Origin of the sequence: Streptomyces sp. NBC_00045 (genome assembly GCF_045041095.1) — a bacterium.
Classification (GTDB): Bacteria; Actinomycetota; Actinomycetes; order Streptomycetales; family Streptomycetaceae; genus Streptomyces.
In genome coordinates this window covers 4,785,572-4,812,000 of sequence record NZ_CP108271.1, presented here as the reverse complement: position 1 = coordinate 4,812,000, position 26,429 = coordinate 4,785,572, and the positions used below count along the sequence as shown (strand labels likewise).

Genomic DNA, 26,429 nt, shown 5'->3' with positions numbered 1-26,429 from the left:
AGTGGCCCACACTGACCGACAATGAACCGGTGACCCCCGAAGACTTCGCCGCGCTCCTCACGCCCGAGGGCCGCGCCCTCCTCGACTCGCTCCGCGACCACGACCCGGCACAGGAACTCGCCGTCGCCACCCGGCTGCGCCGCGAACACCCCGCCGCACTGGTCTCCGCCGCGCTCGGGCAGGCCCGGCTGCGCCAGCGCGCAGTGGCGAAGTTCGGTGCCGAGGACGCGTTCCGGATGTACTTCACGCCCGGCGGCGGCGAGATGGCCACCCGCGCCTCGGTGGCCTCGTACCGCGCCGAGCGGCTCGCGGCACTCGGCGTGCGCAGCGTCGCCGACCTGTGCTGCGGCATCGGCGGGGACGCCCTGGCCATGGCCCGGCTCGGCATCCGCGTGCTGGCCGTGGACCGCGACCCGCTGACCGTCGCCGTCGCCCGCGCCAACGCCGAGGCACTGGGGCTGACGGAGCTCATCGAGGTCCGCGAGGCGGACGTGACCGACGTCGACACCTCCGGGTACGACGCCGTCTTCCTCGACCCCGCCCGGCGTGGCAGCGGCCGTGGCCGGATCTTCGACCCGGAGAGCTACTCGCCGCCGCTGTCGTGGGCCGTCGAGGCCGCCCGCAAGGCCGAGTACGCGGCCATCAAGATCGCCCCCGGGATTCCGCACGAGGCCGTTCCGTCGGAGGCCGAGGCCGAGTGGATCTCCGACCACGGGGACGTGAAGGAGGCCGTGCTGTGGTTCGGGACGGCGCCCGGCACCGTACGCGCCACCCTGCTGCCGGGTCCTCGGACCCTGCACACCGCCGATCCGCTGCCCGACCCCGAGGCCGGGCCCGTCGGCCGCTACCTCTACGAGCCCGACGGCGCCGTGATCCGCGCCCACCTCGTCGCCGAGGCCGCCGAGCAGCTGGCCGGCCGGCTCATCGACCCGACCATCGCGTACATCACCGCCGACGAGCTGCGCGCGACGCCTTACGCCACCGCGTACGAGATCACCGACGTGCTGCCGTTCGGCCTCAAGAAGCTGAAGGCGCTGCTGCGCGAGCGCGAGGTGGGCGTCCTGACCGTCAAGAAGCGCGGTTCGGCCATCGAGCCCGAGGAGCTGCGCAAGAAGGTCAAGCCGCAGGGGCCGCACTCGGCGACCGTCTTCCTGACCCGGGTCGCGGGCGCCCCGTCGATGCTGATCGGCTCGCCCGTCAGCGCACCGTAGGGCCGCCGCGGAAGGCGCGCACCGCCCACCGGTAGTGCGCGCCGGCCTTGCCGAGGCCCAGCAGGCCGGTGATCCACAGGATCATGCCGAGCCCCATGTAGTACGTGACCTCTCCGTACGTGGTGCTGCCCGGGCGGGCCGACACGGCGGACCCGAAGGTCACGTACAGCCCGAACGCGCCGAGCACGAAGGAGGCCAGCAGCCAGGTCAGGCTGCGGCCGGGGGCACGGACCCGGGCGTCGGCGGCCGGATCGCGGTCCGACTCGGCCCAGGCGCACAGCAGCCGGTGCACCAGCCGGTCCCGCTTGGCGCCCCGGGCGAACCAGAACCCGGCCGGGATCAGCACGCCCGCGCCGAGCAGGGCGAAGATCAGGCCGAACACGTACGAGAGCGGGTCGCCGGGCGTCTCGAAGGACATCAGCGCCATGCCGACGAAGGACCAGCCGAGCGCGAAGACCGCGGCGACGGCCCAGAGCAGCAGCAACCGCCCCACACCCAGGCTGCGTCGGCCCAGCTCGTCGAGGAACCGCGCGCGGTCGGCCCGTACGGCGTTCGCGTCCAGCCAAGCGCGCATGTGGGCGGGGGGCGGCGGAGGCGGCAGGTCACGGCGAGGCATGCACATGACGATATCCGCACTCTGCCACAGGCCCGCTCCGGAGTCGCTGGAGAGCGGACCCCCACGGTCCGGCTCCCGTGCGCCGGGCCCCGGGAGTCGGCCGCGCGTCAACTCCCGATGGTCTCCACCGACTCGAACCGCCAGCGGTGTACCGGGCGGGTGATCAGGTCATCGGCGGGCTCGGGGAGTTCGGGCAGTTCCGCCGCCACGCCCTCGGCCGCCTCCCACCAGGTGACGACCAGCACCCGGTCCTGCGGGGCCCGCAACAGTTCGCGGCGCACCGGCTCGCGCGCCAGCACTTGCGAACGGGCCCATTCCAGCAGCTCGTTGCCCCGCCCGGCGGCGGCCCGGGCCTCCCACATCAGCGCGACGGTGCCCATCAGTACAGGTTGTCCTTGCTCAACTCGTGCACGTGGTCGTGGTCATGGCCGGGCCCGTGCCCGTGCGCCGTGCCCGGCACGTGCGGGTCCGTCACCGGCAGCGAGGAGTCCGCCGACAGGTCCCAGTCCGAGGCCGGCCGGTTCCGCTTGACCATCTCGGCGCCCAGCGCCGCGACCATCGCGCCGTTGTCCGTGCACAGCTTCGGCCGCGGCACCCGCAGGATGATCCCCGCGTCGTCGCACCGCTCCTGCGCGAGCGAGCGCAGCCGGGAATTGGCCGCCACGCCGCCGCCGATCATGAGGTGGTCGACGCCCTCGTCCTTGCAGGCGCGGATCGCCTTGCGGGTCAGCACGTCCACCACGGCCTCCTGGAAGGACGCCGCCACATCGCGCACCGGCACCTCCTCGCCCGCGTTCCGCTTCGCCTCGATCCAACGGGCGACCGCCGTCTTGAGCCCGGAGAAGGAGAAGTCGTACGCCGCATCGCGCGGCCCCGTCAGCCCGCGCGGGAAGTTGATCGCCTTCGGGTCGCCCTCGCGCGCGAGCCGGTCGATGACCGGGCCGCCGGGGAAGCCCAGCTGGAGCACGCGCGCGATCTTGTCGAAGGCCTCGCCCGCCGCGTCGTCGATGGTCGCGCCCAGCGGCCGTACGTCGGAGGTGATGTCCGGGGCGAGCAGCAGCGAGGAGTGCCCGCCGGACACCAGCAGCGCCATGGTCGGCTCCGGCAGCGGGCCGTGCTCCAGCTGGTCCACGCAGATGTGGGAGGCCAGGTGGTTCACCCCGTACAGCGGCTTGCCCAGCGCGTACGCGTACGCCTTGGCGGCCGAGACGCCCACCAGCAGCGCCCCCGCGAGGCCGGGACCCGCCGTGACGGCGATGCCGTCGAGGTCGCGGGCGCTGACCCCGGCCTCCTTCAGGGCGCGCTCGATGGTCGGGACCATCGCCTCCAGGTGTGCCCGGGAGGCCACCTCGGGCACGACGCCGCCGAAGCGCGCGTGCTCGTCGACGCTGGAGGCGATCGCGTCCGCCAGCAGGGTCGTGCCGCGGACCACGCCGACGCCGGTCTCGTCGCAGGAGGTCTCGATGCCGAGGACGAGCGGTTCGTCAGCCATGGGTCTCACCTTGTACGGGTCCGTCTGCGGTGACGGAGCTAGCGGGATCGGAAAGGCGCATCACGAGCGCGTCGACGTTGCCGGGCTGGTAGTAGCCCCGCCGGAAGCCGATCGGTTCGAAGCCGAAGCGCTCGTAGAGCTTCTGGGCCCGGGTGTTGTCCACCCGTACCTCCAGCAGCACCTCGGCGCACTCGAATGCGGTGGCGGCGCGCAGCAGGTCGGTGAGGAGCCGGGCGCCGAGCCCGGTCCCCCACTGGTCGCGCGCGGCCGCGATGGTCTGTACGTCGGCCAGGTCGCCGGCGGCGGCCAGCCCGGCGTAGCCGACGATGCGGCCGGTCCCCGGGTCCTGGGCGACGACGTAGCGGCGGGTGGCGTGCGGGCCGCGGGCGTGGGCGAGCTCGGACCAGAACATGCCCGCGGACCAGGCGTCCTCGGGGAACAGCTCGTGCTCCAGGTCCAGCACGGGCTCGATGTCCCACCAGCGCATCTCGCGGAGCACTGCGGTCACTGAGGTCACTGCGGGGTGACCACCTTGTAGTTCTTGGGCACCTGCGCGTCGGGCCGGCGCAGGTAGAGCGGCGTGGGAGGCAGGAACTCCGCCCCTGCCGCGAGCCGTTCCACGGCCAGGGAGGCGAGCGCGGCGGCGCTCTGGTGCTCGGGAGCCCGCGCGTCGTTGAAGACGTCCGGGTACAGGAGCGCGCCCTGGCCCACCGCGGGCAGGCCTGCGACCTGCTCGGCGATGTCGGCCGGGCGGTCCACCGCGGGCTCGCCGACGCGCGTGCGCGGGTCCTCGTACCGGGCCCAGTAGACCTCCTTGCGCCGCGCGTCGGTGGCGACGGTGAAGGGGCCCTCGATCCCGGCGGCGCCCGCGGCGTACGCGAGGCCGTCGAGGGTGCACAGGCCGTGTACGGGGATGCCGAGCACGGTGGCGAAGGTGGAGGCGGTGACGAGGCCGACGCGCAGCCCGGTGTAGGGGCCGGGGCCGACGCCGACGACGATGCCGGTGAGGGCGTCGAGCTTCAGCCCGGCCTCGGCGAGCACCTTGTCGACGGAGGGCAGCAGGAGCTCCCCGTGGCGGCGGGCGTCGACCTGGTTCGACTCGGCGAGGACGGACTCGCCGTCGTGCAGGGCGACGGTGACGGCGGGCGTGGCGGTATCTACAGCGAGCAAGAGCACGCGAACAGCCTACGACTCCGGGGGGCCGGGCCCTCGCGGCCGGTCACGGGGCACCCCGGCTGCTACCTTCGACCCAGGTATCGGCCGGGTTCCGGGCCGGGGCAAGCTGCCCGGACGGCGCCCCGGCACTGGGGAAGCACGGGAGAGGTGGAGCAAGGTGGCACGCAGCAGCTCGGGAATCGTGGCCGGGCTCACCGTCGCGGCGATCGCCGTCGTCGGCTTCCTCGGATACCAGGCCTCCGCGACCGCGCCCGCGCACCCCGCGAAGGCGGCCCCGCAGGTGGCGGCCCCTTCCCCCGTCCCGTCCGCGCACGCGGGCGAGGAGGCGAAGCCGGTGGCGGTGCCGAACGCTTCGGGCACCGGCTCGCGGGTCGTGTACTCGGTGAGCCTGAAGCGGGTGTGGCTGGTCGGCGAGGGCGGGCAGGAGCCGAAGTCGTTCGTGGTCAAGCCCAGCACGGCCCACCCGCTGCCGGGCACGTACCTGGTGAACTCGCGCTCGGGCGCGGTCACCGGCTCGGACGGGGTGCCGATCGAGCACGTCGTGCGGTTCGCCACCGCGGACGGTGTCGTGGTCGGGTTCAGCGCCCGGGTGGACGGCCAGATGCCGGAGCCCGATCCGAACAAGAAGACCGGCGGCATCCGCATGACGCGGACCGACGGCGATGCGATGTGGTCCTTCGCGACGCTCAACTCGAAGGTCGTCGTCCTCCCCTGACCCCCTGTCGCCCCTGACGGGCGGCCGGCCGCGGATTCACCCGCACGGGCTACGGCGCGTGCAGACCTCAGGCCGCCTCGGACTCCGGGGCGGCCTGTTCGCGCACCTGGGCCACGGCGTCTTCGGGCGCGTCCGGGGCGTGCTCGCGGCCCGGCGGGGTCGATACGGCGGTGGCGGCGGCCCCCGCTGCGAGCAGAGCCCCCATGGGCACGACGGACGGGCGGGGGTGGCGCTGCGCTCCTGCTGCGGACATGGCTGCCTCCTGGCCCGGGGCCGGCCCGTACTTAGGTAGGCCTAACCAGCCCTCGGTACCATGTGACCACGCCCGACTCCGTCGGCGCAATATCTTGCCGACGAGTTGTCGGTACGATTTCCCGCGGTCCCCCTGCCCCGTCCGCCGGTCCTCGCCCGCCGGTTCTAGCGCGCCGGTTCTAGCGCGCCGGTTCTAGCGCGCCGGGGTCGTGGACAGCGCCGCCAGTGCGTCCGCCCCGGACCAGCGCGCGCCGATCCCGCGCACGGAGACCTCCCGTACGTCGTCCAGGACCTCCTCGTGGCCGACCGCCCGCGCGATCACCACGTGCAGCCGGTCGTCGGAGAGCTCCTCGACCTTGCCGTCGCCCCATTCCACGACGACCACGGACTCGGGCAGCGAGACGTCGAGGTCCAGGTCCTCCATCTCGTCCAGCCCGCCGCCGAGCCGGTACGCGTCCACGTGGACCAGCGCCGGCCCGCCCCGCAGCGAGGGGTGGACCCGGGCGATCACGAAGGTCGGCGAGGTCACGGCGCCCCGTACGCCCAGCCCCTCGCCCAGGCCCCGGGTCAGCGTGGTCTTGCCCGCGCCGAGCTCCCCGGTCAGCAGGACGAGGTCGCCCGGGCGCAGCAGGCCGGCGAGGGTGCGGCCCAGCTCCTGCATGGCCTCGGGCGAGTCGACGGTGATGCGCGCCTCGGCGTCGGCCGCCTCAGTTCCCTGCCGCGGTGCCTGACGGTGCGGTGCTCGCGGCGCTTCCAGCGGTACTTCTTCCATGCCCGCCAACGTTAGTCGCTGCGGGCACCGCACCGGTGCGCGCCAGCAGCTCGGTCAGCAGGACGGTCACCGTGTCGGGGTACTCCAGCATCATCAGGTGCCCGGCGGATTCCAGGACCACGAGCTCGGCGGCGGGCAGCGCGTCCTTGATGGCCTGGCTGTGCGCGGCCGGGGTGACCATGTCGCGGTCGCCGGCGATGACGGTGACGGGGATGTCGGCGAACCGCTGGAGGGCGGCGCTCTTGTCGTGGATCTGGAAGGCCGGGTAGAACTCGGCGACCACGTCGATCGGGGTGGCCTCGATGAGCCGCTCGGCGAAGCGGGCGACGCCGGGGTCGACCTCGCGGGGGGCGCCGAACGAGTACATCTTGATCATGCCGGCGAAGAGGTCGGCGGTGGCCCGCCGGCCCTTCTCCACGAGCTCCACCTGTGAGCCGAGCGCCTTGAGCACGGGCGGCAGGATGCGTCGGACGGCCCCCATGCCGACGGAGGGCAGCCCGTACGTCACCTGGTCGAGGTGCCCGCTGGAGGTGCCGACCAGGGCGACGCCGAGCACCCGGTCGCGGATCAGGTCGGGGAACTGCTCGGCCAGCGCCATGACGGTCATGCCGCCCATCGAGTGACCCACCAGGATCAGCGGGCCCTCGGGAGCGGCGGCGTCGATGACGGTCTTCAGGTCGCGGCCGAGCTGGTCGATGGTCACGCGCTCGCCGTCGGCCTGGGCGAACCCGCGTGCGCTGCGGCCGTGGCTGCGCTGGTCCCAGTACACGGAGCGGACCAGTCCGCGCAGGGCGGCGCGCTGGAAGTGCCAGGAGTCCTGGGCGAGGCAGTAGCCGTGGCAGAACACGACGGTCGGGGCGACCGGGCCCTTGCGGCGCAGCCGGGCCCGCTTCTTCGGGCCCTCGGGCGGCTCGTCGACCTCGTAGTAGAGCTCGGTGCCGTCCTCGGCGTAGCAGGCGCCCGGGGTCCCGCGCAGCGAGCCGTAGTCCCCGGTGGCGTCGAGCGCGAGGCGCGCCTTGCGGCGCACGCCGCGCCCGACCGTGATCCGTTCGACCGCGACACCGGCGGCCGCGCCTGCGGCTATCACGCCGATCGCGGCGCCGGCCCAGCCCGCCTTGCGCCAGTTCTCGCTCACGCCGTCCTCACTCAGCCCGTTAGCCGTTGCGGTAGACCCGAGGAACGCGCACCCCGATACGGGTGACGATCTCATAGGCGATGGTGTGTGCCGCTTGAGCCCAGTCCTCGGCGGTGGGCTCGCCGTGCTCGCCGGTGCCGAAGAGGACGGCCTCGTCCCCGGCCCGTACCAGGTCGCTGCCGAGGTCGACGACGAACTGGTCCATGGCGACGCGGCCGGCGACGCGGCGGACCTTGCCGCCGACGAACACGGGGCCGCGGCCGGAGGCGTGCCGGGGGATTCCGTCGGCGTACCCGGCGGGGATGAGGGCGAGGTTGGTCTCGGCCTCGGTGACGTAGTGGTGCCCGTAGCTCACCCCGTGGCCCGGGGGCACGGCCTTGACCAGCGCGACGGAGGCCTTGAGGGTCATCGCGGGGCGCAGGCCCAGCTCCTCGGAGGTGCCCAGCTCGGGGGCCGGGGACACGCCGTAGACGGCGAGGCCGCAGCGCACGAGGTCGTAGTGGCTCTCGGGCAGGGTCAGGGTCGCGGGCGAGTTGGCGATGTGCCGGACCTCGGGCTCCACGCCCTCCTTCTCGGCGTACGCCAGCATGTCGCGGAAGGCCGCCAGCTGGAGCGCGATGGAGGGGTGGCCGGGCTCGTCGGCGCAGGCGAAGTGGGACCAGACGCCGGTGATCCGGACGGTGCCCTCGGCCTGGGCGGCGACGGCCGCGCCGACGAGCTCGGCCCAGTCGGCGGGCTGGCAGCCGTTGCGGCCGAGGCCGGTGTCGGCCTTGAGCTGGATCCTGGCCGGGCGGTCGGCGGCGTGCGCGGCCTTGCGCACCTCGTCGAGGGCCCACATCCCGCTGACGGAGATGTCCAGGTCGGCCTCGACGGCCTCCTGCCAGGGCCCGCCGGGGGTCCACAGCCAGCACATGATCGGCCCACCGATCCCGGCGGCGCGCAGGGCGAGCGCCTCCTCGGGAGTGGCGGTTCCGAGCCAGGTGGCACCGGCGTCCTGGGCCGCGCGGGCGCACGGGATCGCGCCGTGGCCATAGGCGTCCGCCTTGACGACGGCCATCAGCTCGGCACGGGGTGCCCGCTCGCGCAGTGCGCGTACGTTCGCCCGTACGGCGTCAAGATCGATCTCGGCGTACACGCGCGTCGGTGTCTCGTTCATCGCCCCCAGTCTCTCAGAGCCCGGCCGTGGCCTGCGCGACCGCCGTTCACACCATGCATACCGGGTTATTTCACCCCTGATGACACATCAACCGCATCTCGGGGGTGGCTGATACCCGGCCGGCGTCTCAGGAGCGGCCGATACCGCGCCACGCCTCCGGGAGGAACTCGGCGATCTGCTGGGCGAGGAGCGGGGCCCCGGAGGCCGCCCGGCGCCCCGCCAGGCCGTGGAGGTACGCCGCGACCGAAGCGGCGTCCACCGCCGGCAGGCCCGAGGCCAGCAGCGAGCCCGCCAGGCCCGACAGGACGTCACCGCTGCCCGCCGTCGCCAGCCACGCGGTTCCCGTCGGGTTGACCCGGACGGGGCCGCCGCCGCGCGACACCAGCGTCGTCGAGCCCTTCAACAGGGCCGTCGCGCCGTACCTGGCCGCCAGGGACCGTACGGACGACAGCCGGGCCGACTCCACCGACTGCCGGTCCACCCCCAGCAGCACGGCCGCCTCGCCCGCGTGCGGGGTCAGCAGGGTCTCGGCCGGCCGGGCCCGCAACACCTCCGGGTCCAGCCCGCGCAGCCCGTCCGCGTCCACCAGCACCGGCACCGGGTCCGCCAGCGCCTGGGCGACCTCCGCCGCCCGGCCCTCCCCCAACCCCGGCCCGACCACCCACGCCTGCACCCGGCCCCGCCCGATCAGCGTCTCGGGGTACCGCGCCAGTACCGCGTCCGCCGCCGGACCGACGTAGCGCACCGCGCCCGCACCCCCGCGCAACGCCCCTGCGACGGCGAGCACCGCCGCGCCCGGGTACTGCACCGAGCCGGCGACGATGCCGACCACGCCCCGCCGGTACTTGTCGCTCGACGCCGTCGGCTCCGGCAGCAGGCCCGCCACATCGGCGTGCTGCAAGGCCTCCGCGTCCGGCTCGGGCAGCGACAGTCCGATGTCCACCAGCCGCAGCGCGCCCGTGCGCGAGGCCCCCGGGTCGATCAGCAGCCCCGGCTTGTACGCCCCGAACGTCACCGTGACGTCGGCCCGGACCGCCGCCCCGGCCACCTCGCCGGTGTCCGCGTCGACGCCGCTGGGCAGGTCCACCGCGACGACGACCGCACCGGCCGGGATCCGCTCCGCCAGCGCCGCCGCGGCAGGCCGCAGACCGCCGCGTCCGCCGATGCCGACGAGCCCGTCCAGTACGAGGTCCGCCCGGCCTGGAACGTCCTGCTCCAGCCGGCCCCCGGCGGCCAGCAGCGCCCGCAGCCCACCCGCGTGCAGGCGCTCCGGATCCATCGGTACGGCCGTCACCCCGGCGCCGCGCCGTGCGAGCCGGGCGCCGGCGTACAGTGCGTCACCGCCGTTGTCCCCGGGCCCCACGAGCAGCACCACGCGCGCCCCGTACACCCGGCGCAGCAGCCCCGCGCAGACGGCGGCCAGCCCGGCCGCCGCCCGCTGCATCAGGGCGCCCTCCGGAAGCCGGGCCATCAGCTCCCGCTCGGCGGCCCGTACGGTCTCCACGCTGTAAGCAGTACGCATGGCACCAGCCTGCCCGAAAACCCCGCGGACGCGGCTGCGGCCCGAGCGGCCAGGGGGTGTCCGGCCCCGATCCGCCGGACGCCCCCTACCCTTCGGCGATCACCACGGCCGAGGCGACACCCGCGTCGTGGCTCAGCGACACGTGCCAGGACTTCACGCCCAGTGCCTCGGCCCTGGCCGCGACCGTCCCCGACACCCGCACCCGCGGCTGCCCGGTCTCCTCGACGTACACCTCGGCGTCGGTCCACAGCATGCCGCCGGGTGCGCCGAGCGCCTTGGCGAGGGCCTCCTTGGCCGCGAACCGGGCGGCGAGCGAGGCGGTCCCGCGCCGTTCGCCGCTCGGCAGTGTCAATTCGGATTCGACGAACAGCCGTTGTGCCAGTTGCGGCGTACGCGCCAGCGACGCCCCGAACCGATCGATCTCGGCAACGTCGATCCCCACACCGATAATCACAACGCCAACTCGCTTCGCTACTCCACCGTCACGGACTTCGCGAGATTACGCGGTTGGTCCACTTCGTTCCCGCGCGCGGTCGCGAGCTCGCACGCGAACACCTGCAACGGCACCGTCGCCACCAGCGGTTGGAGCAGCGTCGGCGTCGCCGGGATCCGGATCAGGTGGTCGGCGTACGGGACGACCGCCTCGTCGCCCTCCTCCGCGATCACGATCGTCCGCGCCCCGCGCGCCCGGATCTCCTGGATGTTCGACACGATCTTGTCGTGCAGCACGGAACGCCCGCGCGGCGACGGCACGACGACCACCACCGGCAGGTCCTTCTCGATGAGCGCGATCGGCCCGTGCTTGAGCTCGCCCGCCGCGAAGCCCTCGGCGTGCATGTACGCCAGCTCCTTGAGCTTGAGCGCGCCCTCCAGGGCCACCGGGTACCCGACGTGCCGCCCGAGGAACAGCACGGTGTCCTTGTCCGCGAGCGAGCGCGCCAGCTGCCGTACCGGCTCCATGGTCTCCAGTACGGTGTCCACCGCCGCGGCGATGTCGGACAGCTCGCGGATCACCGCCTCGATCTCGTCGCCCCGCTTCGTGCCCCGGACCTGCCCGAGGTACAGCGCGACCAGGTAGCAGGCGACCAGCTGCGTCAAGAACGCCTTGGTCGAGGCGACGGCCACCTCCGGACCGGCGTGCGTGTACAGCACCGCGTCGGATTCGCGCGGGATCGTCGACCCGTTCGTGTTGCAGATGGCCAGCACCTTGGCGCCCTGCTCGCGCGCGTGCCGCAGCGCCATCAGGGTGTCCATGGTCTCGCCGCTCTGCGAGATCGCGACCACCAGCGTCCGCTGGTCCAGGATCGGGTCGCGGTAGCGGAACTCGCTCGCCAGCTCCGTCTCGCACGGGATGCGGGTCCAGTGCTCGATGGCCAGTTTCGCGATCATGCCCGCGTGGTATGCCGTACCGCAGGCCACGATCACGACCTTGTCGACCTCCCTGAGCACCGAGACGGGGATGCGCACCTCGTCCAGGCTCAGCGAGCCGTTCGCGTCGATCCTGCCCAGGAGGGTGTCGGCGACGGCCTTCGGCTGCTCGGCGATCTCCTTGAGCATGAAGTAGTCGTAGCCCCCCTTCTCGGCCGCCGAGGCGTCCCAGTCCACGTGGTAGGCCCGCACGGCCGCGGGCGCACCGTCGAAGTCGGTCACCGTGACCCCGTCGCGGCGGAGCTCGACCACCTGGTCCTGCCCCAGCTCGATCGCGGACCGGGTGTGGGCGATGAACGCGGCCACGTCCGAGGCGAGGAAGTTCTCGCCCTCTCCGACGCCCACCACCAGGGGGGAGTTCCGGCGGGCCCCGACCACCACGTCCGGCGCGTCGGCGTGCACCGCGACCAGCGTGAACGCGCCCTCCAGGCGCCGGCACACCTGCCGCATGGCTTCGGCGAGGTCCCCGCCGGCTTCGAAGCGCTCCGCCAGCAGGTGGGCGACGACCTCGGTGTCCGTCTCGGACTCCAACCGGTGCCCGCGCTCGGTCAGTTCGGTGCGCAGCGCGGCGAAGTTCTCGATGATGCCGTTGTGCACGACGGCCACCCGGCCCGCGTTGTCGAGGTGCGGGTGGGCGTTGACGTCGGTGGGCCCGCCGTGGGTCGCCCAGCGGGTGTGACCGACTCCGGTGGAACCGGCCGGCAGCGGATGCCCGACCAGCTCCTTCTCCAGATTGACCAGTTTTCCGGCCTTCTTGGTGGCGGCGAGCCCCCCGTCGGCGAGCACGGCGACGCCCGCCGAGTCGTAGCCGCGGTACTCCAGCCGCTTGAGTCCGGCGATGACCACATCGAGCGCCGACTGCGCTCCCACGTAACCCACAATTCCGCACATACGGCGCAGCGTACGCGGAAGTCGGCTGCCTGCCCCGTACCTGAACAAGACGAAAAACCCGCCCCGGCGAATGCGCCGGGGCGGGATTGGCACCTGTTCGAACGCCCGAACGGGCCGGACCTCAGCCGAGCTTCTTGGCCTGGATCTCGACGACGGCCTTCGGCTGCTCGGCGGAGCCGCTCGGGCTCACGGCCGAGAAGGTGGCGATGGTGTTGCCCTTGCGCACGACCACGAGCTCCGTGGCGGCCTTCTCACCGTCCACGTTCGCCATCGCGGTGTAGGCGAGCGCCTCGTCGCCCGCGGTGACCGGGGCGCCCGGGACCACCTTCTCGATCTTGAGGGAGTCGCCGGCCTGGCTGCCCGTGTAGCCGCCGGCGCAGGCCGTGGCCGCGGCCTTGACGGCGGCGAAGGCCTCCTCGGCGCCCTTGCCGTCGTACGAGGCGAGTGCGATGGACGTGACCGTGGCACCCAGGACATCGGCCGCGGACTTCGGGATGGTGACCGCCTTGGTGCCCGCCCGGCCCACCGGGGTGCCGACCGGCGCCGAGGACTGCGCCTTGGCCAGCGGCAGGCACTCGGGCTTGTCGGTCCCGGCACTGGCCGCCGCCGCGAGCTCGGCGGGGGTGGCCGCCCGCACCGCGTGGGTCGGGAGCTCGGCCTGCGTCACCAGCAGCGCGGCCAGCTCCGCGTCCGTCTTCCCCTTCGCGGCCGGGGCCGCGGACGAGGCGGCGGCGGACGGCTTGGCGTCGGCCTTCTTGTCGTCCGCCTTGTCGGAACCGCAGGCGGTGGCCAGCAGGGCCAGGGACACCGCGGACGCGGTCACGACGGTACGACGGACAAGGGTGCTAGGCACGAAAGATCTCCCCCAGAACACAGAACACGACAAAGACGACCGCGGCTGCAAAGGACCCGCGGGCACCGGCAAATCTACGGGTCGATCCGATCATGGGCCGCCCATTTCCCGCCGCATGCCGCCGATCGCGACCGGGGTGAGATCCACTCGCACCCGGAGCTCGGGCCGACCGGGAACCGCTGGACGACACCCCGCCGACACCGCACCGCCGGCCGCAGGCCCCCGGCACGTGACCGACCACACCACCCACAACCGGCCCCGAGCCACGACAATGGCCCTGTGATCACTTCGCCGCCACGAAGCACGCCGGACAGCGCGATGGAGCGCCCCGAACGGCCCGAGCGACCCCACCGCCGGACCGAGGTCTCCCCGTACGTCGACCTCACCCGCGCCGAGTGGAGCGCCCTGCGCGAGCGCACCCCGCTGCCCCTGACGGCCGACGAGGTCGAGCGGCTGCGCGGGCTCGGGGACGTCATCGACCTCGACGAGGTCCGGGACGTCTACCTCCCGCTCTCCCGCCTCCTCAACCTCTACGTGGGCGCCACGAGCAACCTCCGCGGCACCCTCAACACCTTCCTGGGCGACGCCGGCAACGGCCACGGCGCCCAGCAGGGCACCCCCTTCGTCATAGGGGTCGCCGGCTCCGTCGCCGTCGGCAAGTCCACGGTGGCCCGGCTCCTCCAGGCCCTGCTGGCCCGCTGGCCGGAGCACCCGCGGGTCGAGCTGGTCACCACAGACGGCTTCCTGTACCCCATGAAGGAGTTGCAGCGGCGCGGGCTGACCTCCCGCAAGGGCTTCCCGGAGTCGTACGACCGGCGCGCTCTGACCCGTTTCGTCGCGGACATCAAGGCGGGCAAGGACGAGGTCACCGCCCCGGTGTACTCGCACCTGATCTACGACATCGTGCCGGGCGAGCAGCTCGTCGTGCGCCGCCCCGACATCCTGATCGTCGAGGGGCTCAACGTCCTCCAGCCGGCCCTGCCCGGCAAGGACGGCCGCACGCGCGTGGGTCTCGCGGACTACTTCGACTTCAGCGTGTACGTGGACGCCCGGCCCGAGGACATCGAGCGCTGGTACCTCAACCGGTTCCGGAAGCTGCGCGAGACCGCCTTCCAGAATCCTTTCTCCTACTTCCGCAAGTACACCCAGGTCTCCGAGGAGGAGGCCATGGAGTACGCGCAGACCATGTGGCGCACGATCAACAAGCCCAACCTCCTGGAGAACGTCGCCCCCACCCGCGGCCGCGCCACGCTCGTCGTGCGCAAGGGCCCCGACCACAAGGTGCAGAAGCTCAGCCTCCGCAAGCTCTGACCCACGTCGCCCCTTAGGGTGCGGCCATGCTGCACCTGCGATTGATCACTCCGGCGGACCGGACCGAGGCCGTGGTCTCGGTCATCGAATCGACGGTCGGAACCACCCATGTGGTCGTACTACCGGGCGCCGCCCGTGAACCCCGGGGCGACCTCGTGCTGTGCGACGTCGCCCGGGAGGCCGGGGACGAGCTGCTGCACGAGCTCCAGGAGCTCGGCATCGAGAAGGACGGCTCGATCGCCGTCGAGAACATCGACCTGTCGCTGTCCGGGCGGGCCGACGCGGCCGAGGAGGAGGCGCCGGGCGAGGGCGCCGACGCGGTGCTGTGGGAGCAGCTGACCGAGGCCACGCACGAGGAGTCCACGCTCACCATCACCTACCTCGCGTTCATGGTCCTGGCGACCATGATCGCGGCATGCGGTGTCGTGCTCGACAACGCCATCCTGATCGTGGGCGCAATGGCGGTCGGTCCGGAGTTCGGCCCGCTCGCGGGCGTGTGCACCGCGGTGGTGCGGCGCGCGCCGCGGCTCGCGCTGCGGTCCCTCAGCGCACTGCTGATCGGTTTCGGCGTGGCGATCGCGGCCACCACCCTCTTCAGCCTGGGTATGGACGCCATCGGGCAGTTCCACGAGGGGATGCTGGACCGGCCCCGCCCGAACACCGGCTTCATCTGGCAGCCGGACCCGTTCTCCTTCGTGGTGTCGCTGCTCGCGGGCGTGGCGGGGGTGCTGTCGCTCACCTCCGCCAAGTCCGGGGCGCTGGTGGGCGTCGCGATCTCGGTGACCACCGTCCCGGCCGGTGCTAACGCCGCCGTGGCCCTCAGCTACGGCGAGTTCGGCCAGATGTGGGGGTCGGCGGAGCAGCTGCTGCTGAACCTGGGCGGGATCATGCTGGCCGGCGTGCTGACCCTCTTCGCGCAGAAGGTGCTGTGGCGTACGCAGCGCGGCCGCTGGGTGCGCCGGCCGCAGGCGTGAAACGGCCCCGGCCCCGTCCTCCCGCGGATCGCGGGAGGACGGGGCCGGGGCGCGGTCCTGGCCGGTACTAGCCGAGGGCCGACTTCACGACGTCCGCGAGCCGCCCGGCGATCGCGCGGGCCTGCTCGATGTCGGCGGCCTCGACCATCACCCGTACGAGAGGCTCGGTACCCGACGGACGGAGCAGTACCCGGCCGGTGGTGCCCAGCTCGCGCTCGGCGTCGGCGACGGCCGCGGCCAGCTCGGCGGAGGTCTTGACCCGGGACCTGTCCACGTCGGGGACGTTGACCAGCACCTGCGGCAGCCGCTGCATGACGCCCGCGAGGTCGGCCATCGAACGGCCGGTGGCCGCGATGCGCGCCGCCAGCATCAGGCCGGTGAGCGTGCCGTCGCCGGTCGTGGCGTGGTCGAGGATGATCACGTGCCCGGACTGCTCGCCGCCGAGCGCGTAGCCGTGCTCCTTCATCGACTCCAGTACGTACCGGTCGCCGACGCCGGTCTGGACGACCTGGATGCCCTCGCCCTCCATGGCCAGCTTGAAGCCGAGGTTGGACATCACGGTGCCGACGACGGTGTTCCCGCGCAGGGAGCCCGCCTCGCGCATGGTCAGGGCCAGTACCGCGAGGATCTGGTCGCCGTCGATCTCGGCGCCGGAGGCGTCGACCGCGAGGCAGCGGTCAGCGTCGCCGTCGTGCGCGATGCCGAGGTCGGCGCCGTGCTCGACGACGGCCTGCTTGAGGAGGCCCAGGTGGGTGGAGCCGCAGCCGTCGTTGATGTTGAGGCCGTCCGGCTCGGCGCCGATGGTGACGACCTCGGCACCCGCCCGGGTGAAGGCCTCGGGCGAGACGCGGGCGGCCGCGCCGTGCGCCTCGTCCAGGACGATCTTGAGCCCGTCGAGGCGGTTGGGGAGGACCCCGATGAGGTGCGCGACGTACTTGTCGAAGCCCTCGTCGTAGTCGGAGACGCGGCCGACACCGGCGCCGGTCGGCCGGTCCCAGGGAGCGCCGGTGCGGTGCTCCTCGTAGACGGCCTCGATGCGGTCTTCGAGCTCGTCGGCGAGCTTGTGGCCACCGCGGGCGAAGAACTTGATGCCGTTGTCGGGCATCGCGTTGTGGCTGGCGGAGAGCATCACGCCGAGGTCGGCACCCAGCGCACCGGTGAGATACGCCACCGCCGGGGTGGGCAGCACACCGACGCGCAGGACGTCCACGCCCGCGCTCGCGAGGCCCGCGACGACGGCGGCCTCCAGGAATTCACCGGAGGCGCGGGGGTCGCGCCCGACGACCGCGGTCGCCCGGTGGCCCGCGAAGGTTCCCGCCTCGGCGAGTACGTGGGCAGCTGCCACGGAGAGACCGAGCGCGAGCTCAGCCGTCAGATCCGCGTTGGCGACGCCGCGTACACCGTCCGTCCCGAAGAGTTGTCCCACTGTTGTCCTCCCGAGTTCACGCTTCGTTTGTGACCGCTTGTGACATGTATTTGCCGCTTGTGGCGGTAAACGAACCGCCCCGGCAGCACGGAGAGTGCTGCCGGGGCGGTTTGTTGCTGAACAGCAGGCGCAGATTAACGCTTGCTGTACTGCGGAGCCTTACGGGCCTTCTTGAGACCGGCCTTCTTGCGCTCGACCGCACGGTCGTCGCGGGAGAGGAAGCCGGCCTTCTTCAGCGCCGGGCGGTTGTTGTCGACGTCCGCCTCGTTCAGGGCGCGGGCCACGCCGAGGCGCAGGGCGCCGGCCTGACCGGAGACGCCGCCACCCGAGATGCGGGCGATGATGTCGTAGCGACCGTCGAGCTCAAGGAGCTTGAACGGCTCGTTGACTTCCTGCTGGTGCACCTTGTTGGGGAAGTAGTCCTCAAGGGTGCGACCGTTGATCTTCCACTTGCCGGTGCCCGGAACGATCCGGACGCGGGCGATGGCGTTCTTGCGACGGCCCAGGCCTGCGGCCGGCTGCGGGTCGCCGAAGCGGCCGGCAAGGGACTCGGAGGTGTAGTCGCCCTCGACGACGACCTCAGACTCGGTGGTGTACTCCTCGACGCCCTCGAACTCTTCGACGGGGGTCTCGGCGGTGGTCTCGGCCACGATGCTCCTCAGAATTTTCTACGTCTTAGGGGGTGGCCGGAACTACTGCGCGACCTGGGTGATCTCGAACGGCACCGGCTGCTGGGCAGCGTGGGGGTGCTGGTCGCCCGAGTAGACCTTCAGCTTCGAGAGCATCTGACGGCCCAGGGTGTTCTTGGGGAGCATGCCCTTGATGGCCTTCTCGACGGCCTTCTCCGGGTTGTTCGCCAGGAGGTCGTCGTAGCGCACGGAACGCAGACCGCCCGGGAAGCCGGAGTGGCGGTACGCCATCTTCTGGGACGCCTTGTTGCCGGACAGGTGAACCTTGTCGGCGTTGACGATGATGACGAAGTCGCCCATGTCCATGTGGGGGGCGTAGGTCGGCTTGTGCTTACCCCGCAGGAGGGCAGCGGCCTGGGTCGCCAGACGGCCGAGGACAACGTCCTGGGCGTCGATGACGAGCCACTGGCGCGAGATGTCGCCGGGCTTGGGGCTGAACGTACGCACGCGTATGCCTTCGCTTCTTCAGTGGTGGTATCCCAAGGGCGCGAAGCCCCACGGGAAGGTCCTGACAGGGTCACCACGGACGATCACGACAGCCCTCGTTCACATCGGGGACGCAACCCGTGTGAACCGCTGGTCATCGGTCCGGTGGACCGGCGCAAGGCCCTTTCACGTGAGAATGAGAAAGCCAATACGCATAACAAACCAGCAGGATACCCAAGCAGACCCGTACGGGTCAAAACGCGGTCCGCGATGCCGATTCTGCTGGCGTCGCGGCGCACTCCGGTTCGGTCCTGGGTGGGGACCCCGCAGTTGTTACGGGTCCCAGAGTAACCCGACTGGAGCGCAGCGCACGACGCACCAGCAAGATCGCGAGCCCGCACAGGGTGGCGCAGTCCTTGAAGGCACGCCGCTTGTGGGCCAGCTCGGAGGGCCACGGCACCAGCGCCACCTGGGGCGTCAGGGCCAGCCAGAACCAGGGCGAGCGGGGCATCGAGCCCGGCCGCACCGCCGAGGCCAGCAGCAGCGGGAGCACCACCAGCAGGTAGTGGTCGAAGGACGGCCGCGAGACCAGGAATGCGGCGAGCATCACCATGCAGGCGGTCTCCACCAGCCGCAGCTCGCCGTCGTCACCGTCCCCGTCCGGACGCCGCCACCGCGTCCAGGCCGCCCACAGGCCGGCCCCGGCCCCCGCGAACGCCAGCAGCACCGCCACCGACTGCGGCACCCCCAGCCGCGGCAGCACCGCGATCGGCGAAGCGTCCCACGGCATGGCGTACGCGTCCTGCCCCTGGAGCAGGAAGGGCAGGGTCTTGGTGAAGAACAGCGAGGGGCTCGGCATCATCAGGGCCCCGGCCAACGACAGCCCCAGCGGCACCAGCACGGCCGCCGCCAGCCCCCGCCACTGCCGGGCGAGCAGGAAGAGCAGCCCGATCGGCACCAGCATCGGCTTGCAGGCGATGGCCAGTCCTATCACCAGCCCGGCGGACCCCCAGGACCTCCGGTGCGCGAGCAGCAGCGCCACCGGCAGCGCGGCCGCCGAGATGGCCGTCCAGTTGCCGATCAGGACGAGGTTCTCGAACGGCTTGTAGGCGAGGGCGAGGAAGGCGAGACCGCCGACCGCGAAGCGCGAGCGCAGCGGCACCGAGAACAGCCGCAGGGCGGCCATCCAGCCGATGCCCAGCAGCCCCGACATCCCCACCGGCAGGACCCAGCGCAGCACCTCGCGCGGGACCAGGGCCTCCGGCACCGCCATGAGCACGGCGCTGGGCAGGTAGAGGAAGCGCTTGTCCTCGTACGGGGAGCCACCGGCCAGCAGCGTGTCGGCCGCCTTCACCACGAAGGCGTTGTCAGAGCCCCAGTTCTCCCGCAGGCTCGTGGAGACGCATATCCCGAGGAGCACGGCGAGGCAGAGGAACTGCCAGGGCCGGGAGGCCGGCCGGAGCAGCCGGTCGACCGTCCGGTTCCCCGAGGCCCGCTCCTCCCATTTCATGAGCCAGATGCCAGGCCTCAGGCCCACGATGCCCCTCCCCCACTCCGAACGCCCGTCTCAGCGGCGGCGCTCCACGCGCCGCTCGTCCCACACGGGTTCCTGAGTCTCTCGTACAACACCGTCCGAGCCGAAGACCAGGAAACGGTCAAATGTCCGCGCGAACCACCGGTCGTGCGTGACGCACAACACAGTGCCCTCGTACGACTCCAGGCCGTCCTGGAGCGCCTCCGCGGACTCCAGGTCCAGGTTGTCCGTCGGCTCGTCCAGCAGCAGCGCCGTCGTACCGGCCAGCTCCAGCAGCAGGATCTGGAAACGCGCCTGCTGGCCGCCCGACAGCTTCTCGAACGGCTGCTCGCCCTGGCGCTCCAGCTCGTACCGGCGCAGGACCGCCATGGCTGCGCCGAGCGGCTTCGCCGCCTCCGTCCACAGGATGTCGACGAGGGTTCGGCCGAACAGCTCCGGATGGGCGTGGGTCTGCGCGAAATGGCCGGGAACCACCCGCGCGCCCAGCTTCCAGGTGCCCGAGTGCTTGACGTCCTCGCCCGCCAGGAGCCGCAGGAAGTGCGACTTCCCGGATCCGTTCGAGCCGAGCACCCCGACCCGCTCCCCGTAGAAGACCTCCAGCGAGAACGGCTTCATCAGGCCCGTGAGCTCCAGGTTCTCCACGGTCAGCGCGCGCACGCCGGTGCGGCCGCCCTTGAGCCGCATCCGGATGTCCTGCTCGCGCGGCGGCTCCGGCGGCGGACCGGCCTCCTCGAACTTCTGGAAGCGGGTCTGCATCGCCTTGTAGCGCGACGCCATGTCGGGGCTGCTCGCCGCCTGGTTGCGCAGCCGCAGGACCAGCGCCTTCAGGCGCGCGTGCTCCTCGTCCCAGCGCCGCTTGAGCTCCTCGAAGCGGGCGAAGCGCTCCTTGCGGGCCTCGTGGTACGTGTCGAAGCCCGCGCCGTGCACCCACACGTCGGTCCCCGTGGGGCTCGGCTCCAGGCTGATGATCTTCTCGGCGGCCCGGGAGAGCAGCTCCCGGTCGTGCGACACGAAGAGCACCGTCTTGCGGGTGACCTTGAGCTGCTCCTCCAGCCAGCGTTTGCCCGGGACGTCCAGGTAGTTGTCCGGCTCGTCGAGCAGCAGCACCTCGTCCGGCCCGCGCAGCAGCGCCTCCAGCACGAGGCGCTTCTGCTCACCGCCCGACAGCGTGCGCACCTCGCGGAACTGCGCGGCGTCGTACGGGATGGCCAGCGCGGCCATGGTGCAGACGTCCCACAGGGTCTCCGCCTCGTAGCCCTGCACGTCGGCCCAGTCGCTGAGCGCCTGCGCGTACGCCATCTGGGCGGCCTCGTCGTCCACCGTCATGATCAGGTGCTCGGCGTGGTCGACGGCCTTGGCGGCCGCCCGCAGCCGCGGCTGGGCCACCGAGACCAGCAGGTCCCGTACGGTCGTCTCGTCCCGTACGGAGCCCACGAACTGCGACATCACGCCGAGGCCGCCGCTGACGGTGACCCCGCCGCCGTGCGGCTGGAGGTCACCGGAGATCAGCTTCAGCAGGGTGGACTTGCCGGCCCCGTTCGCCCCGACGAGGGCGACGACCGACCCCTCCCCCACGCGGAAGGAGACGTCGGGGAGCAGGACCCGCCCGTCGGGAAGGTAGTACTCCAGGTGGCTGGCTTCGAGATGTCCCATGCCGGGCATTGTCCAGGCCCGGCGCCGATCCGCCCAAACGGATTAGGTGGGGCCACGGCGGATCAGCAGCAGCCGGCACCCGGGAGGGTCCGCACGTTGCGTGCTTCCTTGCTGCGGGCGGCCAGCAACTCGTCCGCCGGGTAGCCGACCTCCTCCAGGGTGAGCCCGTGCGGCTTGACGACGTGCACCGAGGAGTCCCGTACGGCCGCCCGCAGGACCTTCCCCGGCCAGTCGGTGGGCCGGTGCCCGTCACCGACGTGCAGCAGCGCGCCGACCAGCGAGCGGACCATGTTGTGGCAGAAGGCGTCGGCGCGGACCGTCGCGGTGACGATCCCGTCCTCGGCGCGCTCCCAGCTGAGCTGCTGGAGGGTGCGGATGGTCGTGGCGCCCTCGCGCTTCTTGCAGTAGGCGGCGAAGTCGTGCTCCCCGACGAGCGCGGCGGCGGCCTCGTTCATGGCGTCCACGTCCAGCGGCCACTGGTGCCACAGCACGTGCCCGCGGCGCAGCGGGTCGACGCCGCCCTGGTGGTCGCCGACCCGGTAGGCGTAGCGGCGCCAGATGGCGGAGAAACGGGCGTTGAAGCCCTCCGGGGCCTGCGCGACCTTCCACACGCGTACGTCGTGCGGCAGCCGGCCCGCGAGGCGGCGCAGCAGCTTGTCGTGGTGCTCGGCCCACACCTCCTCGGCGATGTCGAACTGGGCGACCTGCCCGCGGGCGTGCACGCCCGCGTCGGTCCGCCCGGCCACGGTCAGCTCGACCTGGTGCGGCAGGCGCATCACGGTCTGCAGGGCGGACTCCAGTTCGCCCTGCACGGTCCGCAGCGTGCGCTGCTTCGCCCAGCCGGAGAAGTCCTTGCCGTCGTACGACAGGTCCAGCCGTACCCGGACGTGCCCGGGCTCCACCTCGTCACTCACGTGAGCGATCCTCTCAGCTGCATCTTTTGAACGAATGCAGAACGGGCCCGCCCCGGGAAGGGGCGGGCCCGTTCAGAGCCGATCAAGCAAGCGTGATCCCGGGGGATCAGGCCTCCTTGGTCTCCTCGGCAGCGGGAGCCTCGGCCACGGCCTCGGCGTCCTTCGCGGCGCGCTTGGTGGCGGCCTCGGCCTCACCAGTGGCCTGCTGGGCGACCGTGAGGGCCTCGACCAGCTCGATCACGGCCATCGGGGCGTTGTCGCCACGACGGTTGCCGATCTTGGTGATGCGCGTGTAACCACCGGGGCGGTTCTCGTAGCGCGGGGCGATCTCGGTGAACAGCGTGTGCACGATGCTCTTGTCCGTGATCGTCTGCAGCACCAGGCGACGGTTGTGGATGTCGCCCTTCTTGGCCTTGGTGACCAGACGCTCGGCGTAGGGACGCAGGCGGCGGGCCTTGGCCTCGGTGGTGGTGATGCGGCCGTGCTCGAAGAGCGCCTTCGCGAGGTTCGCGAGAAGGTGCTTCTCGTGCGCGGCGGAGCCGCCCAGACGGGCACCCTTTGCGGGACGCGGCATGGTGTTACTCCTTCATATCTGCACCGGCCGTGTCAGGTACCGGTGTCAGTTCCCCCGGGGCGGCTGCCCCGGGAAAGTCTTTTCTTAGTACTGCTCGGTCTCGACGAAACCGGCGTCCGCGTCGTCGTCGGCGCCGAAGGCGTCGGCGGCGGCGGTCGGGTCGAATCCGGGCGGGCTGTCCTTGAGGGCCAGGCCCATGCCGGCCAGCTTCGCCTTGACCTCGTCGATCGACTTCGCACCGAAGTTGCGGATGTCGAGCAGGTCGGCCTCGGAGCGGGCGACGAGCTCACCCACGGAGTGGATGCCCTCGCGCTTGAGGCAGTTGTACGACCGAACGGTGAGCTCAAGCTCCTCGATCGGCAGCGCCAGATCGGCGGCCAGGGCGGCGTCCGTCGGGGACGGGCCCATGTCGATGCCCTCGGCGTCGATGTTGAGCTCGCGGGCCAGACCGAACAGCTCGACCAGGGTCTTACCGGCGGACGCCATGGCGTCGCGCGGGCGCATGGCCTGCTTGGTCTCGACGTCGACGATCAGCTTGTCGAAGTCGGTGCGCTGCTCGACTCGGGTCGCCTCGACCTTGTAGGTGACCTTGAGGACCGGGCTGTAGATGGAGTCGATCGGGATACGACCGATCTCCTGGCCCAGCTGCTTGTTCTGGACGGCGGAGACGTAGCCGCGACCGCGCTCGACGGTCAGCTCCATCTCCAGCTTGCCCTTGCCGTTGAGCGTGGCGAGGACCAGGTCCGGGTTGTGCACCTCGACACCGGCCGGGGGCGCGATGTCGGCAGCGGTGACCAGGCCGGGACCCTGCTTGCGCAGGTACATCACGACCGGCTCGTCGTGCTCCGAGGAGACGACCAGCTGCTTGATGTTGAGGATGATGTCGGTGACGTCTTCCTTGACACCGGGCACGGTGGTGAACTCGTGCAGGACGCCGTCCACGCGGATGCTGGTGACAGCGGCACCCGGGATCGAGGACAGGAGCGTGCGGCGCAGCGAGTTGCCGAGGGTGTAGCCGAAGCCCGGCTCCAGCGGCTCGATCACGAACCGCGAGCGGTACTCGTCGACGACCTCTTCGGTCAGCGAAGGACGCTGAGCGATAAGCATGTCTGTGTTCCTTCAGTCGTGGACGCCCACTATTTGACGCCCGACATGTACTGCTGGGTACTGCAAGGGTACGGGCGGCACGGCCCCCGAAGGGGTCGTACCGCCCGGACACTCAAAGACGCACAGGCGTCGCTGCGTCAGACGCGGCGGCGCTTCGGCGGACGGCAGCCGTTGTGCGGGGTGGGGGTGACGTCCTGGATCGAGCCGACCTCAAGGCCGGTGGCCTGGAGGGAGCGGATCGCGGTCTCGCGGCCGGAGCCCGGACCCTTGACGAAGACGTCGACCTTGCGCATGCCGTGCTCCTGCGCGCGGCGGGCGGCCGACTCGGCGGCCATCTGCGCGGCGAAGGGGGTGGACTTGCGCGAGCCCTTGAAGCCGACGTGGCCGGCGGAGGCCCAAGAGATCACGTTGCCCGAGGGGTCGGTGATCGAAACGATGGTGTTGTTGAACGTGCTCTTGATGTGGGCGTGCCCGTGAGCGACGTTCTTCTTTTCCTTGCGGCGCACCTTCTTGGCAGCGCCCTGACGACCCTTGGGGGGCATCTAAATCTCCTACGGGAGGTGGTCGGTCCTACAGCGCAAGACCGCTGAACAGGACTACTTCTTGCCCGGCTTCTTCTTACCGGCGATCGCGCGACGCGGGCCCTTGCGGGTACGCGCGTTCGTGCTGGTGCGCTGACCGTGCACCGGCAGGCCACGACGGTGGCGGATGCCCTGGTAGCACTGGATCTCGATCTTGCGGCGGATGTCGCCCTGGATCTCGCGGCGGAGGTCACCCTCGGTACGGAGGTTGGCGTCCACGTACTCGCGGATCTTGACGAGGTCCTCTTCGGCCAGGTCACGAACGCGGGTGTTCGGGTTCACGCCGGTGGAGGCGAGGATCTCCTTGGACCGGGTGCGCCCGATACCGAAGACGTAGGTGAGTGCGATCTCCACACGCTTTTCGCGCGGGATGTCAACACCGGAAACGCGTGCCATTCAATGGCTCCTGTGTGTTCGGGGGTCTTCCGCAGAACCAATCCCGACCGCCGACCACCCTGCTGGGCGGTGGTACGTCCGGGTCCCCGGCCCCCGCCGGAGGTGCCGCCGGCCCCGTACGGGGCTGGGCGGGTTCTGCGTATGTACGTTTTCTTACGTCGCGCGAAGAACTGCGTAGTGCAGGTCGGTCGGCGTGCGTCAGCCCTGGCGCTGCTTGTGGCGCAGGTTGTCGCAGATGACCATGACCCGACCGTGACGGCGGATCACCTTGCACTTGTCGCAGATCTTCTTGACGCTCGGCTTGACCTTCATGTTGGTGAGGTTCTCCGGGTCAGTGCCACCACCCGCACCGGGACGTCCGCCCAGGCAGGAGTGAGGACAAGATCTACTTGTATCGGTAGACGATCCGGCCACGCGTCAGGTCGTACGGAGACAGCTCCACAACGACCCGGTCATCCGGGAGGATGCGGATGTAGTGCATACGCATCTTGCCGCTGATGTGCGCGAGGACCTTGTGACCGTTCTGCAGTTCCACCTTGAACATCGCGTTCGGGAGGGACTCGATCACGGTGCCCTCGATTTCGATGGCACCTTGCTTCTTGGCCACGCTTCGCCCTTCGAATCGGCTACCTTGATCAGCTCCCTGCTTCGCATGAGGACATGCGGGTGCAAAGGAGCCGACGAGTCAGTCTACGTCAGGGCACCCAGAAAGACGAATCCGGAAAGTTTGCCCCACAGACTAGATCATTAACCGAGCGGGTCGGGCGCCGTGGTGACGCCGTACTCCGCCAGCTTCGCCTTGCCGCAGTCCGGGCTGGTCAGGACGATGGGGCCGGCCTCCGTCAGCGCGATCGAGTGCTCCCAGTGCGAGGACCAGGTGCCGTCCGTCGTGATGACCGTCCAGTCGTCCGCCAGGACCTCCGTCTGGGGGGTGCCCAGCGAGACCATCGGCTCGATGGCCAGGCAGACGCCCGGAACCAGCTTGATGCCCTTGCCCCGCTTGCGCGAGACGTAGTTCAGCAGGTGCGGGTCCATGTGCATCTCGGAACCGATCCCGTGGCCGCCGTAATCCTCGATGATCCCGAACTTGCCGAGGCTGTGCTCCCCGGTGGCGGGCCGCGGCTGGCGCTTGATGTAGCCCTCGATCGCCTTGGAGATGTCCACGAGGCGGTTGCCGAGCTTCATGGCGGCGATGCCGGCCCACATCGACTCCTCGGTCACCCGGGAGAGCTCCACGAGCTCCGGAGCGTGACCGGTGCCCACGAAGGCCGTGTACGCGGCGTCGCCGTGCCAGCCGTCGACGATCGCGCCGGCGTCGATCGAGATGATGTCGCCGTCCTTGAGGACCGTCTTGTCGTCCGGGATGCCGTGGACGACGACCTCGTTGACCGAGGTGCAGATCGTCGCGGGGAAGCCGCCGTAACCCAGGAAGTTCGACTTGGCCCCGGCATCCGCGATGACCTTGCGGGCCACCATGTCCAGATCCCGCGTCGTGGCGCCCGGCACGGCCGCCTCACGGGTCGCCGCGTGGATCGCGGCGACGACCAGCCCTGCCTCGCGCATCTTCGCGATCTGCTCGGGGGTCTTGATCTGGACCATGGGAAGTGCCTTCCACCTTCGGATCT

30 protein-coding genes are annotated in these 26,429 nt (G+C 71.4%); 4 read left to right on the top strand and 26 right to left on the bottom strand.

Annotated elements, in window-relative coordinates; all coding sequences use genetic code 11:
• Positions 1 to 29 precede the first annotated feature (29 nt).
• Positions 30 to 1,211, top strand: a complete 1,182-nt coding sequence (locus tag OHA65_RS22710) for a THUMP-like domain-containing protein (RefSeq protein ID WP_327284948.1) — start codon at positions 30 to 32, stop codon at positions 1,209 to 1,211.
• On the opposite strand, the gene OHA65_RS22705 is transcribed toward OHA65_RS22710, so the two are convergent.
• The 5 genes from OHA65_RS22705 to tsaB form a co-directional block, all read right to left on the bottom strand.
• The gene (locus OHA65_RS22705; RefSeq protein WP_327284947.1) at positions 1,198 to 1,827 is read right to left on the bottom strand and encodes a hypothetical protein; all 630 of its coding nucleotides are present in this window, start codon (positions 1,825 to 1,827) and stop codon (positions 1,198 to 1,200) included. The two genes, OHA65_RS22710 and OHA65_RS22705, sit on opposite strands and share 14 nt — an antisense overlap.
• Before the next feature lie 107 nt (positions 1,828 to 1,934).
• A complete protein-coding gene (locus tag OHA65_RS22700) occupies positions 1,935 to 2,207 on the bottom strand; it encodes a hypothetical protein (protein ID WP_327284946.1) in 273 nt (90 codons plus the stop codon).
• Positions 2,207 to 3,319: a tRNA (adenosine(37)-N6)-threonylcarbamoyltransferase complex transferase subunit TsaD gene (gene tsaD / locus OHA65_RS22695; protein WP_327284945.1), complete on the bottom strand. Its 1,113-nt coding sequence runs from the start codon at positions 3,317 to 3,319 to the stop codon at positions 2,207 to 2,209. The genes OHA65_RS22700 and tsaD overlap by 1 nt, the downstream gene beginning before the upstream one ends.
• The gene (gene rimI / locus OHA65_RS22690; RefSeq protein WP_327284944.1) at positions 3,312 to 3,836 is read right to left on the bottom strand and encodes a ribosomal protein S18-alanine N-acetyltransferase; all 525 of its coding nucleotides are present in this window, start codon (positions 3,834 to 3,836) and stop codon (positions 3,312 to 3,314) included. The genes tsaD and rimI overlap by 8 nt, the downstream gene beginning before the upstream one ends.
• The gene (gene tsaB, locus OHA65_RS22685) at positions 3,833 to 4,495 is read right to left on the bottom strand and encodes a tRNA (adenosine(37)-N6)-threonylcarbamoyltransferase complex dimerization subunit type 1 TsaB (protein ID WP_327284943.1); all 663 of its coding nucleotides are present in this window, start codon (positions 4,493 to 4,495) and stop codon (positions 3,833 to 3,835) included. The genes rimI and tsaB overlap by 4 nt, the downstream gene beginning before the upstream one ends.
• A 157-nt stretch (positions 4,496 to 4,652) precedes the next feature.
• Here tsaB and OHA65_RS22680 point away from each other — a divergent pair, with 157 nt between their 5' ends.
• Entirely contained in the window at positions 4,653 to 5,210 is a 558-nt protein-coding gene (locus OHA65_RS22680; protein WP_327284942.1) for a hypothetical protein, read from the top strand.
• 67 nt (positions 5,211 to 5,277) lie between these two features.
• Here OHA65_RS22680 and OHA65_RS22675 read toward each other — a convergent pair whose 3' ends face one another.
• The 8 genes from OHA65_RS22675 to OHA65_RS22640 form a co-directional block, all read right to left on the bottom strand.
• Positions 5,278 to 5,463: a hypothetical protein gene (locus OHA65_RS22675; RefSeq protein WP_327284941.1), complete on the bottom strand. Its 186-nt coding sequence runs from the start codon at positions 5,461 to 5,463 to the stop codon at positions 5,278 to 5,280.
• A 192-nt stretch (positions 5,464 to 5,655) separates the two neighbouring features.
• On the bottom strand, positions 5,656 to 6,219 hold the full coding sequence (gene tsaE, locus OHA65_RS22670) for a tRNA (adenosine(37)-N6)-threonylcarbamoyltransferase complex ATPase subunit type 1 TsaE (protein ID WP_371646907.1): 564 nt from the start codon (positions 6,217 to 6,219) through the stop codon (positions 5,656 to 5,658).
• A complete protein-coding gene (locus OHA65_RS22665; protein ID WP_327284940.1) occupies positions 6,170 to 7,444 on the bottom strand; it encodes an alpha/beta hydrolase in 1,275 nt (424 codons plus the stop codon). Before OHA65_RS22665 ends, tsaE begins: the two co-directional genes overlap by 50 nt.
• Complete coding sequence (gene alr, locus OHA65_RS22660; protein ID WP_327284939.1) at positions 7,389 to 8,525, bottom strand: alanine racemase; 1,137 nt, start codon at positions 8,523 to 8,525, stop codon at positions 7,389 to 7,391. The genes OHA65_RS22665 and alr overlap by 56 nt, the downstream gene beginning before the upstream one ends.
• 127 nt (positions 8,526 to 8,652) lie before the next feature.
• Positions 8,653 to 10,047: an NAD(P)H-hydrate dehydratase gene (locus OHA65_RS22655; RefSeq protein WP_329314318.1), complete on the bottom strand. Its 1,395-nt coding sequence runs from the start codon at positions 10,045 to 10,047 to the stop codon at positions 8,653 to 8,655.
• An 85-nt stretch (positions 10,048 to 10,132) separates the two neighbouring features.
• Complete coding sequence (locus OHA65_RS22650; RefSeq protein ID WP_329314316.1) at positions 10,133 to 10,501, bottom strand: holo-ACP synthase; 369 nt, start codon at positions 10,499 to 10,501, stop codon at positions 10,133 to 10,135.
• Between the two features lie 17 nt (positions 10,502 to 10,518).
• The gene (glmS, locus tag OHA65_RS22645; RefSeq protein WP_327284936.1) at positions 10,519 to 12,366 is read right to left on the bottom strand and encodes a glutamine--fructose-6-phosphate transaminase (isomerizing); all 1,848 of its coding nucleotides are present in this window, start codon (positions 12,364 to 12,366) and stop codon (positions 10,519 to 10,521) included.
• Positions 12,367 to 12,487: 121 nt separating this feature from the next.
• Entirely contained in the window at positions 12,488 to 13,219 is a 732-nt protein-coding gene (locus tag OHA65_RS22640) for a hypothetical protein (RefSeq protein WP_327284935.1), read from the bottom strand.
• 318 nt (positions 13,220 to 13,537) lie between these two features.
• Between OHA65_RS22640 and coaA the strand changes: the two genes are divergently transcribed.
• Together coaA and OHA65_RS22630 are read left to right on the top strand one after the other, a co-directional pair.
• Positions 13,538 to 14,530, top strand: a complete 993-nt coding sequence (coaA, locus tag OHA65_RS22635) for a type I pantothenate kinase (RefSeq protein ID WP_327285747.1) — start codon at positions 13,538 to 13,540, stop codon at positions 14,528 to 14,530.
• Between the two features lie 26 nt (positions 14,531 to 14,556).
• A complete protein-coding gene (locus OHA65_RS22630; RefSeq protein WP_327284934.1) occupies positions 14,557 to 15,504 on the top strand; it encodes a DUF389 domain-containing protein in 948 nt (315 codons plus the stop codon).
• 67 nt (positions 15,505 to 15,571) lie between these two features.
• Here OHA65_RS22630 and glmM read toward each other — a convergent pair whose 3' ends face one another.
• The 13 genes from glmM to map form a co-directional block, all read right to left on the bottom strand.
• Positions 15,572 to 16,930: a phosphoglucosamine mutase gene (gene glmM, locus OHA65_RS22625; protein WP_327284933.1), complete on the bottom strand. Its 1,359-nt coding sequence runs from the start codon at positions 16,928 to 16,930 to the stop codon at positions 15,572 to 15,574.
• A 134-nt stretch (positions 16,931 to 17,064) separates the two neighbouring features.
• Complete coding sequence (gene rpsI / locus OHA65_RS22620) at positions 17,065 to 17,580, bottom strand: 30S ribosomal protein S9 (RefSeq protein ID WP_327284932.1); 516 nt, start codon at positions 17,578 to 17,580, stop codon at positions 17,065 to 17,067.
• Positions 17,581 to 17,622: 42 nt separating this feature from the next.
• Positions 17,623 to 18,066 (bottom strand): 50S ribosomal protein L13, encoded by a 444-nt coding sequence (rplM, locus tag OHA65_RS22615; RefSeq protein ID WP_327284931.1) that lies wholly within the window; start codon positions 18,064 to 18,066, stop codon positions 17,623 to 17,625.
• Positions 18,067 to 18,298: 232 nt separating this feature from the next.
• The gene (locus tag OHA65_RS22610; protein WP_329314314.1) at positions 18,299 to 19,582 is read right to left on the bottom strand and encodes a glycosyltransferase family 87 protein; all 1,284 of its coding nucleotides are present in this window, start codon (positions 19,580 to 19,582) and stop codon (positions 18,299 to 18,301) included.
• Positions 19,583 to 19,612: 30 nt separating this feature from the next.
• Positions 19,613 to 21,232 (bottom strand): ATP-binding cassette domain-containing protein, encoded by a 1,620-nt coding sequence (locus OHA65_RS22605; protein WP_327284929.1) that lies wholly within the window; start codon positions 21,230 to 21,232, stop codon positions 19,613 to 19,615.
• Between the two features lie 62 nt (positions 21,233 to 21,294).
• Positions 21,295 to 22,146 (bottom strand): tRNA pseudouridine(38-40) synthase TruA, encoded by an 852-nt coding sequence (gene truA, locus OHA65_RS22600; RefSeq protein ID WP_327284928.1) that lies wholly within the window; start codon positions 22,144 to 22,146, stop codon positions 21,295 to 21,297.
• 106 nt (positions 22,147 to 22,252) lie between these two features.
• Complete coding sequence (gene rplQ / locus OHA65_RS22595; RefSeq protein WP_030298228.1) at positions 22,253 to 22,720, bottom strand: 50S ribosomal protein L17; 468 nt, start codon at positions 22,718 to 22,720, stop codon at positions 22,253 to 22,255.
• An 84-nt stretch (positions 22,721 to 22,804) separates the two neighbouring features.
• Positions 22,805 to 23,827, bottom strand: coding sequence for a DNA-directed RNA polymerase subunit alpha (locus OHA65_RS22590; protein WP_008739666.1), 1,023 nt, complete (start codon positions 23,825 to 23,827; stop codon positions 22,805 to 22,807).
• 137 nt (positions 23,828 to 23,964) lie between these two features.
• A complete protein-coding gene (gene rpsK / locus OHA65_RS22585; protein ID WP_003956432.1) occupies positions 23,965 to 24,369 on the bottom strand; it encodes a 30S ribosomal protein S11 in 405 nt (134 codons plus the stop codon).
• A gap of 54 nt (positions 24,370 to 24,423) precedes the next feature.
• Positions 24,424 to 24,804: a 30S ribosomal protein S13 gene (rpsM, locus tag OHA65_RS22580; RefSeq protein ID WP_007265919.1), complete on the bottom strand. Its 381-nt coding sequence runs from the start codon at positions 24,802 to 24,804 to the stop codon at positions 24,424 to 24,426.
• 198 nt (positions 24,805 to 25,002) lie between these two features.
• Positions 25,003 to 25,116, bottom strand: a complete 114-nt coding sequence (rpmJ, locus tag OHA65_RS22575) for a 50S ribosomal protein L36 (protein ID WP_003956441.1) — start codon at positions 25,114 to 25,116, stop codon at positions 25,003 to 25,005.
• A gap of 73 nt (positions 25,117 to 25,189) precedes the next feature.
• Positions 25,190 to 25,411, bottom strand: coding sequence for a translation initiation factor IF-1 (infA, locus tag OHA65_RS22570; RefSeq protein WP_003956442.1), 222 nt, complete (start codon positions 25,409 to 25,411; stop codon positions 25,190 to 25,192).
• 140 nt (positions 25,412 to 25,551) lie between these two features.
• On the bottom strand, positions 25,552 to 26,403 hold the full coding sequence (gene map, locus OHA65_RS22565) for a type I methionyl aminopeptidase (RefSeq protein ID WP_327284927.1): 852 nt from the start codon (positions 26,401 to 26,403) through the stop codon (positions 25,552 to 25,554).
• Positions 26,404 to 26,429 lie beyond the last annotated feature (26 nt).